10 protein-coding genes are annotated in these 14,486 nt (G+C 55.4%); 1 reads left to right on the top strand and 9 read right to left on the bottom strand.

The features are described from left to right. Positions 1 to 142 precede the first annotated feature (142 nt). The 5 genes from BK662_RS01355 to BK662_RS01335 all read right to left on the bottom strand — a co-directional run bounded on the left by BK662_RS01355 (position 143) and on the right by BK662_RS01335 (position 3,461). On the bottom strand, positions 143 to 502 hold the full coding sequence (locus BK662_RS01355) for a DUF6124 family protein (RefSeq protein ID WP_123356047.1): 360 nt from the start codon (positions 500 to 502) through the stop codon (positions 143 to 145). A gap of 250 nt (positions 503 to 752) precedes the next feature. Continuing rightward, positions 753 to 1,316 (bottom strand): histidine phosphatase family protein, encoded by a 564-nt coding sequence (locus tag BK662_RS01350; protein WP_123356045.1) that lies wholly within the window; start codon positions 1,314 to 1,316, stop codon positions 753 to 755. Positions 1,317 to 1,525: 209 nt separating this feature from the next. Continuing rightward, positions 1,526 to 2,566: an EamA family transporter gene (locus BK662_RS01345; protein ID WP_123356112.1), complete on the bottom strand. Its 1,041-nt coding sequence runs from the start codon at positions 2,564 to 2,566 to the stop codon at positions 1,526 to 1,528. Between the two features lie 227 nt (positions 2,567 to 2,793). Beyond that, positions 2,794 to 3,051 carry a hypothetical protein gene (locus BK662_RS01340; protein WP_123356043.1) on the bottom strand — a complete coding sequence of 86 codons (258 nt, stop codon included), beginning with the start codon at positions 3,049 to 3,051 and terminating at the stop codon, positions 2,794 to 2,796. A 35-nt stretch (positions 3,052 to 3,086) separates the two neighbouring features. After that, positions 3,087 to 3,461: a DUF6124 family protein gene (locus tag BK662_RS01335; RefSeq protein ID WP_123356041.1), complete on the bottom strand. Its 375-nt coding sequence runs from the start codon at positions 3,459 to 3,461 to the stop codon at positions 3,087 to 3,089. Here BK662_RS01335 and BK662_RS34540 point away from each other — a divergent pair. After that, a complete protein-coding gene (locus BK662_RS34540; protein ID WP_148057904.1) occupies positions 3,448 to 3,684 on the top strand; it encodes a hypothetical protein in 237 nt (78 codons plus the stop codon). The genes BK662_RS01335 and BK662_RS34540 overlap by 14 nt on opposite strands. A gap of 403 nt (positions 3,685 to 4,087) precedes the next feature. Here BK662_RS34540 and BK662_RS01330 read toward each other — a convergent pair whose 3' ends face one another. From BK662_RS01330 to BK662_RS01315, 4 genes are all read right to left on the bottom strand, one after another. Then, on the bottom strand, positions 4,088 to 6,445 hold the full coding sequence (locus tag BK662_RS01330; RefSeq protein ID WP_123356039.1) for a restriction endonuclease subunit S: 2,358 nt from the start codon (positions 6,443 to 6,445) through the stop codon (positions 4,088 to 4,090). Then, a complete protein-coding gene (locus tag BK662_RS01325; protein ID WP_123356037.1) occupies positions 6,442 to 7,911 on the bottom strand; it encodes a type I restriction-modification system subunit M in 1,470 nt (489 codons plus the stop codon). The genes BK662_RS01330 and BK662_RS01325 overlap by 4 nt, the downstream gene beginning before the upstream one ends. An 89-nt stretch (positions 7,912 to 8,000) precedes the next feature. Beyond that, positions 8,001 to 10,367: an EcoAI/FtnUII family type I restriction enzme subunit R gene (gene hsdR, locus BK662_RS01320; protein WP_123356035.1), complete on the bottom strand. Its 2,367-nt coding sequence runs from the start codon at positions 10,365 to 10,367 to the stop codon at positions 8,001 to 8,003. Positions 10,368 to 10,532: 165 nt separating this feature from the next. After that, positions 10,533 to 14,384 (bottom strand): RNA-directed DNA polymerase, encoded by a 3,852-nt coding sequence (locus BK662_RS01315; protein WP_123356033.1) that lies wholly within the window; start codon positions 14,382 to 14,384, stop codon positions 10,533 to 10,535. Between the last annotated feature and the right edge of the window lie 102 nt (positions 14,385 to 14,486).

The following is a 14,486-nucleotide window of genomic DNA, read 5'->3' as shown; positions in this document are numbered from 1 at the left end:
GCCAATGGTTTGCGGCATCAGCAAAAATGGGCGACCTCAATGAGGTCGCCCATTTTGCTTTTCTACGCAGAAATCTGCATCTGTAACCGTCGCATGCATCGATCCATGACAAAACCTCCATTCGATCAACGAGCGCAATCACTCAGTGAAAAACGGGAGACTTGCCCACGGCCACCGACCCGTTCGGGTCGAGGTTATCCCGCGCTCGGTTGATCAAAAGCTCGGTCAACATTGTCAACTGCTGAAGAGCCAGCGCCACATTGCGCTGCGAGCCTTCGAGTTGGTTGGCAAAGTCCAAAGTCATGACGTTGAGCGAAGCCAGAGTTTCGCTGGCATGAGCGAGCAGGGTGGTCGTGTCGACGTCGGGGCGGACGCTGAAGATGTTCCTGTTCGGGTTGCGCCGACGGGCGCTGACGGTGCGTTCGGTGGCTTGGGGAAGGTCGAGGGTTTCAGGCTCTGAAGTTGCCGGATTTTCAACTAAATGCAGGGTGATTTTTTTCATAAGGGCGTTCCATGGGGTTAGGGATCCTTACGCTATTTCGGCTTGTCAAAACCGTCCGCAGGGTTTGCAGCGAAGCGTGAAGACTATCGTCTGGAAACCTTGTTCGCCAGTTCATGGAAGCCGCTACGGGTTGCGGGAAATTTCCCAGGATGACGTGGCTCTAATCTGTCAGAGAAACTCTTTTTAGCTACGTTCAGCCCGCATAACCCGGAGCGACCATCACCCTTCGAGGCAGGGCTATCGCCGTGCCTTAACCCTGATTCATCCGATAGGCCGTCGCGCTCCAGTACCGGTTGCCATTGCTTTTATGGCGAGTCCATCCGGCAGCCTCCAACCGCTTGGCGATCATTCGATTCATGAATCCATGGCCGAGCAGGAGAACTGGCCCTTCGCTGGCAAGGGATTGAAGTTGTTGAGCTGCCGTATTGGCCCGTATTTTAGCCTTGCGGGCAGACTCGACCGTCCCTGAGAAGCCGCACAACCATAGGATTCGAAGAATAAATGCCCACGTAAACGGTGAAAGGCGCGGCCGTGTCCATCGCCCATAGGGCAACTGCGCCTCGCAGAAGATCTCGTCTACGAGGCTGGGCTGAAGGCCCAATGCCCGAACGGATGTCAACGCCCGAGGCGCAGTACTCGACACGATCACTTTGGCGGTAGCGGCCACCTCCACACTCGCCTCAGGGGCAAGTTGGTTGATGATTTCGGACAGGTCGTATTGTTCGATCCAGTGTTTCATATCGAGTGATGAAATCTTGTCGATCACAGTCAGATTCGGCTGGCCATGACGCATTAAGATGATTTCCCTTTCCATTTCTAATCACATCCTTGTCTGCGGCCCCGTGAGTACAGAGGATGCACTCTTGCGGGTATTTGGAGGGGGATGATCATGCCTGAATAAAAAACCTGAAGCATTGATCAGCATCCAGATTTTATCCCCGACGAGCGGTGAACCTGTCTCTGCGAAATGGCTGTCGACTCAACGTATGGTCACGCTGCCGTCCGTCTTAGTCGCTCAGTCGCTCAGTGTGAGTGCCTGTGATGGATATCGGGAAAGTGCGGATGACTGTGCTGGATGGGAGCATGGTCGTGTAAATGGCTATGAGGTTGAGTGCCGTCCCACTCAAAGGCATGTTCATGTTGATGGTGCTCATCGTGAATATGCGGATGGTCATGTGTTTGCGGATCGTGTTGGTGTTCGTGAGAATGGCTCTCTGTAAGGTGTATCCAGACGCCAAGCCCCATCAGGCCTGCAGCAACCCAAAACACCCATGTCACTGCTTCGCCTAACAACAGGATTGAAATGGCGGCCCCCAAGAACGGTGCAGTAGAGAAGTACGCACCTGTGCGTGCTGTTCCAAGCCCCCGTAAAGCCAGAACGAATAGCACCAGGCTAACGCCGTAGCCTAAAAAGCCTACGAGTAGCGTTGGCCCCAGCAGAGATAGTTCGGGGAGATGCATTCCAAGAGCAATCCCTAAAACGCAGTTGACGACCCCGGCGACCAGTCCTTTGATGCCTGCGATGAACAATGCATCCGATGCGGAAACCTTCCGGGTCAGGTTGTTATCGATGGCCCAACAAAAACATGCAATCGCTACTGCGACCGGGCCAACCCAACCATGAACATCTGTGGAAGTTTGAGGCCAACCCAAGAGCACGCCACCCGCCACTATTGCGATCATTCCCACGACGATCCGCCGGTCGGCGTTCTCCTTGAAAACCATCCAGGCAAGCAGGGCGGTCAACACCGCCTCAAGGTTTAGCAACAGCGAAGCAGTGGTACCCGATGTGAGAGTAAGGCCGAACAATAAAGACACCGGCCCCAACACTCCGCCGAACGCGATAGCGCCAATGAGCCATGGCCATTCGGATATTGTTAAACCGACAGGCTGCCAGCCGCGATCACGGATCAGCCTGGTGATTGTGAGACCCAAGCCGCTTCCCAGGTAAAGCAAACCGGCGAGCAAGACGGGAGAAACGTTCAGCCCTAGGACCTTGGCAAGGGGTGTGCTGGCACCAAAGAGGGCTGCAGCACCCAAGGCGTATAAAACGCTTTTGTTCATCATCTGTTCCGTAGCGAAGGCATGGTTGAGAAACACGATACCCGTCACGCATGGATAGTGCATTGAATCGCAGCAGGTGCGCTGAAAACTGGCGGGCCCCCTGAAGAATACTTGAGCGCGCGGGGGCATTCGCAACATTCCAAACCCACAAAAAAGGCACCTGCGATAGGCTCGTCAGGTGCCTTTCTGCGTTGGGTGCGCGGCAACGATTCCCTATGCCGGATTCGTTAAGACGCTGGAACCTGCATCTGCAACCGCCGCCCCACCACATCCAGCAAATCGCAACCATCGCGCAACGAAGTCACCAACACCCGCGCCAGCTCACTGTGAACGCCTTCGCTTACGGCGAAGCTCTCCAGCAATTGAGTCGCGGTGCGGATGCGGTAGGCCGCCGTTTCATGCAGCACATCCAGCGGCGCTTCGGTATCGATCAGCAGCGACGCAATGGTGCAGTCGATGCCGGTGATCGGCATGTATCGATCCATGACAAAACCTCCATTCGATCAACGAGCGTAATCACTCAGTGGCAGACGGGCGTGACCGCCGGCGTGGGCGAATCGAGGTTATCCAGCGCTCGATTGATCAACATCTCGGCCAGCACGGCCAGTTGCTGCATCGCCAATGCCACGTTGCGATGCGAGCCTTCGAGCTGGTCAGCCAAGTCGGTGGTCATGACGTTCATGGAGGCCAGGGTTTCGCTGGCGTGAGCGAGCAGGGTGGGTGTGTCGACGTCGGGGAGGATGGTGAAAACATGACTCACGGGATCGGGCTGTTTCGGGTTGCGCAAGCGGGCGCTGACGGCGCGTTGGGTGGCTTTGGAGAGTTGGGTCAGGTCGAGGGTTTCGGCTTCTGAGGGGGTATCGGTTTCTGGAGGGTTGGGGGTGATCTTCTTCATGGTGGAGCTCCTGCGTTGTTTGGAGGAGCTGCCAACACCCTGCTGTCAAACAGTATTGGGTGGCAGCTATACGCGGGTTGACAGACCGGAAACGCAGGAAACCGGTGCATCCGAAGATGCCCCACGCACAGCCGCCATGAAAAAGCTGCATGCGCGCAAGCATGCCGTTTTATCTGGAAGAGTGGAAGTTTCCGGTTTTCAGCCTGTCAAAGCCGATCGCTGATTTGCAGCGACACCTTGAGGCTATCCTCGATAAGCAGCGTCCGCTAGTTCATGGAAGTCGATGCGTTTTGAGGGAAATTTCCTAGGACGGAGCGGGGTGCCAGCGAGAGTTTTTTCTTGTAGGAGGTTCTGGATTTGTCGTGGCGTTCGAGTGGAGACGCTGGGCGGGGTGCCGTTGAGTGTTTGGATGCCAAACCCCCGATGCAACAAAGCCCGCACTTGGCGGGCTTTGTTGGCTTCGATTGGGCCGGGGTAATCTGAACTGGGTTGCTAGATATTTGACTTAATTGATTAATATGAGTTTGTATTTTTCTTTGGAATACCAACTGGAATACCGCGAGAAGTTGGAATAAGCCGTATGCTTCGTATCTGTATCTTGCAGGGCTCGGCTAAAAGGTATTTGTTTACTCGAAACCGGGCAAGCTGAGCATGCCGCCTGTGGTGCGTTTGCCAAAGCCGGTGGGCATTAGGATTTTGTGCTTCTTCATCTCTGCGAGTACCGCCAACCATTCGAGTTTGCCAAAGCGCAGCTTGGTGTCGTTCCAGCTATGCATGACTTCGTCCACGATGGCGTCATCGGAAACCGGGCGGCCTTCGAGAATAAAGTCGTTCCAGGCGGCATAGAGCGTCACTGTCATTTCGCAACGATCTGTATCCCAGTCCCGCATTAGTTCGATGACCTGCTCAATGGTGGCCCGCTCAGCGACCGACCAGGCCCTGCTATATGCCTGCCGATGCTGCCCTGCTTGGGAAAGCGGGCGATAAGCATGGCCAATAGTCTCGCGCTCGAAGCGCTCATACCATTGATGGTTTTTCAGCTCGACTTCGACCTTAGTCATCAACTGGCGATCGTGGGGGCCGGCTGCGTCGCGCAGGTAGTCACCTTGGATAGCGTTGAGCCTCGCTACGTGTTCGGCCAAGTAGATCACCTTCTGCAGCTTGCGTTGGCCGAAGGTGCGTTGACTATGCAGCCGATGGGTGACTTCTGCGGCGAGGAGGGTGCGGGCTACTTGCCGATCCGTGGCTATGGGCCCCTGCTGGCTATCTTCGGCGAGGGAGCGTTCGACCAGGGTGCTGGCCAACTGTGCGTTCAACTGACGGGCCTGGGTTAGGCGGGTTTTGAGTTGGTCGCAGAGGGCCATTAGTTGGTCGACTTTGGCGACGATGCGCTGTTGTTCTCCGAGCGGCGGTAGCGGGAAAGCGCATGCTCGAAGTTGAGTCATATTGATGGAAGCAAGGTTTGTAGTCTGCTTTGACGAACCAGCGAAATACTCTCTTGCTGAGGCAGAATTTAGATACATCTCTGCCCAGCGTGGCTCCCAATCTGTTACCACTGCACGCGCCCGGAAAACATGGTTTTGGTGAAGGCATTCAGGCAACTCATCACGCCAAATTGCTGTACGCCCGACTTTGTCCCAATCACCACCTTCTGTAATCAGCAGGTCACCGTTCCGAAGTAGGTACTTTTCGACTTCGTCTTCTGGAACTTCGACTTCCTTAATACGCTCCATCTCCAAGCGTCCACGCTGGACATTCGCCACGCGGAGGTAGGGTTTGGATAACAGTTTGCGGCCGCCAAGTTTTCGTCCAAGTGTGACCCCGCCGGTCACATGTAAAACATCATCAATGGTTTGCCATTCCCAGCCGGCAGGGACGTCAAAAGGCGGTTCCGGTTGCAAATCGGCAGCCAGATCCTTTTGTTTACGAGCCTTCGATTTGGCTAGATAGCTTTGTTTTTCGGCTTGGATACGTTTTACAAACTCACTCGCCGACTCATCGTTGGGATCTTGCGGCACCAATTTGCCCATCACGGCAAGTTGCATCAGGGTTTGTTTGAGGAGGTCGATGCTGGGTTCGGTGGTGAACAGGGTGTGGAAGTGTTCGGCCAGGCACTGCCAGTTGGTGGCGAAGTCGGTAGCGTCGCTGGCTTGGGTCAGGCTGTCGAGCAGCACTTGTACCAGTTGGGCGTGGGCGCTTTCGGAGTCGGCCTGCTGGGCTTCCATTCGGTCGCACAGGGTCATCAGCTCATCGACTTTAGCGACGATGCGGTGTTGTTCCTCCATGGGGGCTAGCGGGATTAACAGCCCTTTTAGCGCGGTTCCGTTTACATTTGGTTGCCCGGTGCCCATTGAGTTGGCATAAAGCTGCTTCCAATAAAACTGAGAACCCAAAAATACCTTCGTGAAGTTAGGGAATATAGCGTCAAGGCGGCCAATTCGGATCAGATATGAGGCAAACACAGCTGAATGGGTAAGCCCTGAAACAAGATACGACTTACCAATGGTCCCTCCTGTTCGAGCAATAACGATATCGCCATCTTTCAACTCATAACCGGTAATTTCGCTCGGAGAAATATCACACCCAGGAACGGTATCCCAGTTGACCCCATCATTTTGTATGTCAGTGATCCTGAGAAGTAAGGGCTCTCCGCTTTGGTGATCAGCGGATGCAGTGAAGCCATATTGAACATCACTAGAAATCCGCCCAAGCTGGGACCACCCCCATCCTGCCGGTAGCTCAAACGGCCTTTCCTCATTAGCAATCTCAGCCAGCGGCTTCTGCTTCTTGAGCTTCCCCTCAGTCACCAATCGCGTCTTTTCCGCCGCGATCCGCTTTAGTAACTCACTGGCCGGCTCATCACTTGGATCTTGCGGCACCAACTTGCCGCGCACCGCCAGTTCCAGAATCAGCTCGCGCAGCTTCTTAATGCCATTCGGCGCACCGGCCAGCAGCGGAAGGTTGTCTGTGAGCAACGTGGTCATGCCTGACGCTCCAGCGCTTCGGCCAGTACCGCTTTGAGCTGATCACGCAGGTCGCTGATTTCGCCTTGCAGAGCTGCGTAGTTGCTTAGCAGCTCGTCCGGGTCGTGGCTGATCCGCTCGCCGATATGCGGGTTTTTGCAATCCAGGTTCCAGTTGCGCGCTTGTAGCTCTTCGGCGCTGACCTTCCAGGCAAATTCGTGCTCTACCCGTGCGGCAAAGCCATCGGCCTCGTTGCCCCACCAGGCTTCTTCCACCGCAAACTCTTCGATACGCATGGGGCGTGTTTTGGAGTAGTTCTTAACGCCGGCCGGGTACTGGTGTTCGTAGAACCACACCTGTTTAGTCGGTGCGCCCTTGGTGAAAAACAGCAGGTTGGTCTTGATACCGGTATAGGGGTTAAAAACGCCGTTGGGCAGGCGAACGATGGTATGCAGGTTGCATTCCGTGAGCAGCTTTTCCTTGATACGGCTTTTGGTGCCTTCGCCAAACAGAAAGCCATCGGGAAGCACCACGGCGGCGCGGCCACCGTCTTTGAGCAGCTGCATGATCAGCACCAAAAACAGGTCTGCAGTCTCACGAGTGCGGAAGGCCGTAGGGAAGTTGGTTTCGATGCCGTCTTCTTCCATGCCACCGAACGGCGGATTGGCGACGATGCAGTGCACGCGCTCACTCGGTCCCCAACTGATTAGCGGTTTGCTCAGGGTGTTGTCGTGGCGAATCTGGTTCGGCACCTCGATGCCGTGCAGGATCATGTTGGTGGTAGCCAGCAAGTGCGGTAGCGGCTTTTTCTCCACGCCGAAAATGCTGGCCTGCAGGGTGCGTTCGTCTTCGGCGGTTTTTACATAGCGGCTGCGTTTGTGTTCGATGGCGCAAGTGAGAAAACCACCGGTGCCGCAGGCCGGGTCCATGACCTTTTCGTCCAACTTCGGATCGACCATCCGCACCATAAACTCGGTGACTGGGCGCGGTGTGTAGAATTCGCCAGCATTACCTGCGTTCTGTAGGTCTCGTAGCAGTTGCTCATAGAGATTGCCGAACTCGTGGCGCTCTTGGGCTTTGTTGAAGTCCACGCCGTCCTGAATCTTGTTGATCACCTGGCGCAGCAACTGCCCGGACTTCATGTAGTTGTAGGCGTCTTCAAACACGCTGCGCACCACAAAGGCTGAGGGCGTGTTGCTGTACTCGTGCAGGTTCTGCAACTGGGGGAATAGGTTGTTGTCGATAAAGTCCTTCAGTGCATCGCCGGTCATGCCTTCCGGATCGGCGGCCCAGCTACGCCAGCGGCAGCTCTCGGGGATAGGAGAGCGGTAGTTATCGTCCATTAGCTCCCATTCCAGCTCACGGTCATCGAAGATTTTCAGGAACAGCAACCAAACCAACTGGCCAATGCGCTGGGCGTCGCCGTCTACGCCAACGTCTTTGCGCATGATGTCCTGGATGGACTTGATGGTGGAGCTAATGGACATGAAGTTCTCTCAACGCGTGCCGCAAGGGGGGGCGAAATTCTACCGGATAGTGTGGACTGCTGCTTTGGCATGTCGTCGGTGCTTAGCCCTTAGCTTGCGTAAAGTTCGTCTTCCAGTTCGTGGATAGCCTTGTTGTAGCCAGCCTTGCCGCCAAAGGCTTTGACCAGCTCGATGGGCGCACCGAACTGGCTAAAAGGGTCAAGCTGAAGGATTTTGATGTCCTCTATATGCTCGATGCCGGTATCGGCGTATTTATCCAACAGGGCCTCCAGCACCTGGCGGGCTGCGCCGGAATACTTTGCGAAGTAGTTGCGCTTTTTCACCTGCTCGGCGCGCTCGCGGCGTGACAGGGCCGGCTGGTCAAAGGCGACGTGGCAGATCAAGTCAAACGGATCGAGGGGCTTGCCCTGTTTCTTTTCCACTTCTTCGGTTAGGGCTTCCCACATCACGCCCTGGACGGCCATTTCCTCAATGATCACTTTCTTTTGCTCGGAATCACTCCAACGTCGGAGGAAGTCATCCAGTGAGGCGAACTGCTTTTGTACGCAGGCGCGGGTGTAGTCGTGGAGCGATTCGGTGATCAGTCGGCCGTCCGGGCCGTAGTACTGCACACGCTCGGCGATGACATAAATCGGGACGTTGTCGATGACGTACCTGATGCGTTTTTTGCCTTCATCCTCGCCAGTGAATTCCAGGTTATCGCTACCGGTAGCATCGCCTGCGCTGATGCCGTCTTCATCGGCAAGCGGATCGTCGGGCGGTACGGGGGAGTCGTCACCGTCGGGGGCGTAGATCACCACCGGGTCTCCATCGAAGGCCGGGTCGGCAAACAGCTCGGTGGCCTTTTTGAAGTCCATGATGGTGAACCAGTACTTGCCGTAGTCCTCGTTAATGCGAGTGCCGCGACCGATGATTTGCTTGAACTCGGTCATCGATTTGATGTGCTGGTCGAGCACGATCAGCTTGCAGGTCTGAGCATCGACGCCGGTGGTCATCAGCTTGCTGGTGGTGGCAATCACCGGGTAGCGCTCTTCCGGGTTGATGAAGTTATCCAGCTCGGCCTTGCCTTCCTGGTCATCGCCGGTGATGCGCATGACGTACTTGCGATTCTCGGCCACACGCTCGGGGTTGAGGTTGACCAGTGCCTGGCGCATGCGCTCGGCGTGGTTGATGTCGTCGCAGAAGACGATGGTTTTCTGAAATGGATCGGTGGCCTTGAGGAGTTCGGTGACCTTCTGCGCCACCAGTTGGGTGCGCGCCTCGATAACCAGGGTGCGGTCCATGTCCTTGAGGTTGTAGATGCGGTCTTCGATCAGTTCGCCATTCTTATCGAGCATGCCTTTGGGGGGCCGCCAGCCTTGCAGGTCTTTATCGAAGTCGATGCGCACCACTTTGTAGGGGGCGAGAAAGCCGTCCTCGATGCCTTGCTTCAAGGTGTAGCTGTAAATCGGCTCACCGAAGTAAGTGATGCTGGAAACCTCTTTGGTTTCCTTCGGTGTGGCGGTGAGGCCAACGTGGGTGGCGCTGGAGAAGTAGTCGAGGATTTCACGCCAGGCGGAATCCTCGGCGGCGCTGCCACGGTGGCATTCGTCGATCACGATCAGGTCGAAGAAGTCGCGGGAGAACTGCTTGTAGATGTTCATCTCCTCATCAGTGCCGGTGACGGCTTGATAGAGCGACAGGTAGATCTCGTAGGAGGTATCGATCTGACGTTTGGCGATTTTGGTCATCGCCTGGCCGAAGGGCTTGAAGTCGTTGTTCTTGGTCTGGTCGACCAGGATGTTGCGGTCGGCCAGAAACAGGATGCGTTTCTTCTGTTTCGATTTCCACAGTCGCCAGATGATTTGGAAGGCTGTGTAGGTCTTGCCGGTGCCGGTGGCCATCACCAGCAGGATACGGTCTTGGCCACGCGCTACGGCTTCGACGGTGCGGTTGATGGCATTTATCTGGTAATAGCGCGGCATGCGCCCGGAGCCGTCGTCGTAGTAGGGCGCTTCGATCTTGTGCTGGGCTGTAGTATCCAGCCCCTTCCACTGGCAGTAGCGGCGCCAGAGTTCGGCAGGGCTGGGGAATTGGTTGAGGGTGAGTTCGGTTTCTACCTGGCTGCCTGTGCCACTGCGGTCATGAAACAGGAAACCATCGCCATTGCTGGAGAACACGAACGGCACGTCCAGCGCCTCTGCATAGCCCAGAGCCTGTTGCATACCGGAGCCAACGGAGTGCTTGTTGTCCTTTGCCTCGATTACAGCGATAGGCAGGTTGGCCTGGTGGTAGAGGATGAAGTCGGCACGGCGTGCTTCGCCACGGCTGTGAAGTTTGCCCCGGACGATAATGCGGCCTTTGGTAAAGCTGACTTCCTCGCGCACCTGCTTGAGCATGTCCCATCCAGCTTGCTGAACGGCTGGGGCGATGAACTTACTGCAGATGTCCCGCTCGGAAAGTGATTTCTTGTCCATGGCTGGCTATGTCCCTATGGCGTGCCGTGGACTTTACCAGATCGGGTCGGAGGCATGCTGCCAGTATTGGCACGCTAGGCTGGCACGCAGCGTGGTACGCCCGGAAAGCGTACGCTTCTAGGCGCCGGTGGTTGCGTCACCACCCTACCGGCGCAAGGTGCATGCTTAGCGTCGTCCACCGAACCCAGCAGGCGCAGTTTTCTTCTCTTTCGCCTGCTCGGCATTTCGGCTGCTTTGAAACGCTAGAAGGTCCACATCAAAGATACTGATCACAGCCTGATTGTTTCCATGAACGTGGGCAATCTGCCGCTCATGGTGCGCTTTGAAGGGCGCCTGAGCATTTGAGCCACCATACTGGCCGGTGTTAGCTAGCATGATGGGCTGGTACATATGGAATTGCAGAGCTGTCGCCATGGTGTCGAACGTACCGATGTCCTTGTTTAGCGCAGCGATTACAAAACCATCAGTGATATCGCGCATGTCGGCCGCGAGCTTCAGATCGGTAGCGTCATAGCAGACGGCGCCGGTCAGTCTGGCCGTAACGCCCTGGTTGTCTTTGAATTCGACGATGACCTGGTAGGGCCTGTGTCCCGCCACGCCAGCCTTCTTTTCCCAAGGGATTCCGTACTCCTTGCCCTGATAGGCGCGAATGATCTGCCTACCAGCGGCACTCTCCTGTCGCAGAAGCCACACAGCCCGGTTTATGGGTTTTTTGAGGTATGGGTGCTCTACGAAGGTTTGACCAGCAAATATCACTGCACCTGTGCTATCCGACAGCCTATGCAAAAGCCACATGTCGTCGGGATGGATGGCGAGTTCAGGGAAGACAATTAGGTCTAGTTGGGTTTTGCGCTGCGTGGTGACTTTCCGGTTCGCGAAGCGTGCAGCCGAAAGCTGCTGTCCTAGCAAGCGGCACATAGCCGCAAGATGCGCTCTGTGCCTGGCGCGGTAAGGTTCTGTCCAGTGCAGCGGATCACCTTCAGAAAAGTCGGCATCCTTAGGCATCAAAGACTGGACCAGTGCGACCTTGAAAGCGCTCAGGTTTGTAGCCTTCGCGCACTCAATCGGCAAAAGGTAAGCAGGAAGATTGGATTGCCTTCCGAAAATACGCCCTTGCTCTGCCAAGCGTGCCTTGACCAGGAAAAGCAAGTCGGACGGGATTGCAACTTTGGCGAATCCTACCACCACGTTCCTGTTGATCTCCAAGCCAGGCCACTGCAGCAGTCTCATGACCAGCTCGTTGAGCCATGGCGAAATGGGAGTAGGCTCTTCCCCCAGTCCGCGACTAAGGGGCATCAACCCCAGGCGACGTTTGTACCAACTGCTCTGAATACCTCGATAGCTATTAAATTGCTCCTCACGTAGCGGGAAAAAACGAGTAGTGAAGTCGCTTTCCCCGATGATGGCGGAGCGCAAGAGCCGGCCAAGACGATACGCCCAGGCCAGTTCGTCCGAACACCATGATGGTTTCTCGTTCCAAGGCTGCACAATCTTGTTGGGAGCTTTAAACGTCAAGATGATCTGAGTGCTAGGGTCTTGAATCCTGCCCCAGTCCGCGCACTCTACAAACAACCAGTCCAAACTGAGACCATCTTGATCGAGTAGGCCCGATGGCGCAGCTTTCAACAGCTCGACCGTCAATTTGAGTAACGCATTTTCCTGAACAAATGGATTTTCAGGATGAGTCACTATTGTCAGAAGTGAGCGCTTACCTCCACGCCAGTCTTTAAGGCGTACCGAGGTTTCTTGAGTTTGAGGTGGAGATAGATACCGATCTACATGCTTGACCCAACCGACTTTACCTCTGCCAATCCACGCAGCGTGAAGCTCGCCCAGGACCCTTGGTTCGATCATGGCAATATCATCGATTAGTTTGTTGGCGTCTTTGATAGATAGATTTTGCAGCCAACTACCAAGCCAGATCACAAACTTGTCGCGCTGGCCTGTGATTCGCATAACCAATAGCCCTGCCGTTAGCGCAGTGGAGAGCTCAGGAGTGAAAGGCGGTGAGAAGCGCAAGGCCGAATGCAACGCGTTATACGAAATCAATTCGGGTAACGGGGGCAACAATACCGGGTACTGCATGACCGCTAGAAAGAGGGCCGCCTGTTGATGCAGGTACCAAGGAAGGTCGGGAGCGGCGATTACCTCTAGAGCCGTCTGCAAAAGTTCTTTGCGATACCCGGCTATATCCGCTAAAGCCGGGTAGCTTTCTGGGCGATGCAGTCCTGTCTCCACTGCGCCGGCCCTTAGCAGGTCAGATAATACGAACAGCGACACCTCACGCTCTGCTCGATTTACACCAGATTTCAGTTTCATCTGCAACGCCTGAAGGACCGGCCGGAGTAGCTCCGTCGATGGGAAGATGTCTAACCCACAGCGCAGTACGCTGGCCAAAGCTGGATTGCGAGACCAGCATGCAACCAACTTCCTCGCAATTGTCTCCATTTCGTGATCGAGAGCTTGGCGCTCGGTCACTTCGGTATTCGACAGAGTATCTTCGGCAGGTAGTTCAGGATCAGCCATGCTACGACGCATTCGTAATACTTGGCGCAAGCGGTTGGCCGCGAAGCGTTTAACTGTGTCATCGCGTACGTCCGCTCGCGGAAGCGAAATCCGAGCCAATGCCAGTGGGTTCTCATCGACGTCGCCAGCGTCGTCTAGCGCGTCCGCCAGCCAGAGCAAATGGTCTAAGCTGCCGGTAGCCTGCAGCAACGTAGCAGGGTCAGGGGCTGAACTGATTTGTCCATTCACGCCACGCATGAAGCGGGACGTACTGCCTTGTACCGCGAAATCCTCCCAGGCAACAGCCTCGGACTTTTCTTTCTTGATTTCCAGTCCATTGTGCGCATCCTTGAAGCACCAACCAATCTGACTGTTAGCCCAATCGCTCATGTCATTTGCGATGGTCTCAAGCGCCATACTGTTTGCTGCTTCGTTAGGAATCGCCACCACCAGGCGCATGTCGTCTACGTAGCGGCAGTAGTCAACCAAGCGCGCTGTTACCGTACTGCCGTTCACCTTGATGGGAATGCCAGTCCTCTGAGCCACCCCCCCAAGTATCATCTGATCAAAATCATGCATATACCCGTTAGCGAAGAACCCACTTGCCACCAATCCCTGGGGTAGCCCCAACTTCAGGTCTGCACGCCCATCTGAGTCGCCGACATGCCACTGCCAGCAAAGAATTTTTTCCACTGCTTGCCAGAATGGCTCTGCTTCTGAAGTTACATAAGGTATTGAGAATTTGGTTGCGTAATTCTGGTACAGAGTGCGCAAGCGTGTCACCACCGCAGGTTGACTCACGCAATCGTAAAACTTGGCGAGGTCGAGCTTTACTACGAACAGCCGCTCGTCCTGCAATGTTGGAAGCGCTTCGCGGCACACCTCGGCCGGACGCTCAAGAAAGCGCTCATAATCAACAAAGAACTGAGAATAGGTGGTTGCGTTGCCCCAGCGAAAACGCCCTTGCTGACGGTCATCTGAGTCTTTAAGCCAGTCGCAGAAAAGTCGGTTACCGTAACTGCAAACCTGCTGCCTAGCTTGTGCCTTGCTGGAGTAGGTCGTAGGGTCTGTATTGCCCTGCAGCGTCTCCACAGCATCAGCCAAACATAGCATCACGGCTGACGCCATAACTTGCTCGCGAATACCGACATGCGCGAGAGGACGCAAATCAGGCTCGGTCTGGAGTGAGTCGTCGGACTTCGGAGTAGGTTTGAATTTCCAGTCGCCACCATCTTTTTTAGAGGGAAAGTGCCATTTGCCGTTCTTTGGGGCGGGAACCAAGCGTAGTGGGCTGGCGGAGGTGTGATCGCCCCAAGAAATCTGCGACTGCCAAGCTCGCAAAGTTTGCGGAAGCAAGAGAGAGACTTGCTCCAATTCTAGAATGTCGGCGTACCAGTTATGTCGCCGAATATACGCATCGGCTTTCTTCCATGCTTGAGCTAAAACGGCCTCATCAGCAAGCAGGGAGAGCGACGGCCCCAGACGCTCGTAACGACTTGCAACGACACTCACGTGGCAGCCTCCATTACATAATTGGTGGTAAGTATTTCGCTAAGTTGGCTTATAGGCGTCAAGCAGGCTGTGTACAGCGAGAATAGGCGGCGGGATCCACTA

The organism is Pseudomonas frederiksbergensis (assembly GCF_003732275.1).
In the GTDB taxonomy this organism is placed as follows: domain Bacteria; phylum Pseudomonadota; class Gammaproteobacteria; order Pseudomonadales; family Pseudomonadaceae; genus Aquipseudomonas; species Aquipseudomonas frederiksbergensis_H.
Note: the sequence above shows the minus strand (reverse complement) of the source record. Positions and strands in the feature narration are given on the sequence as shown.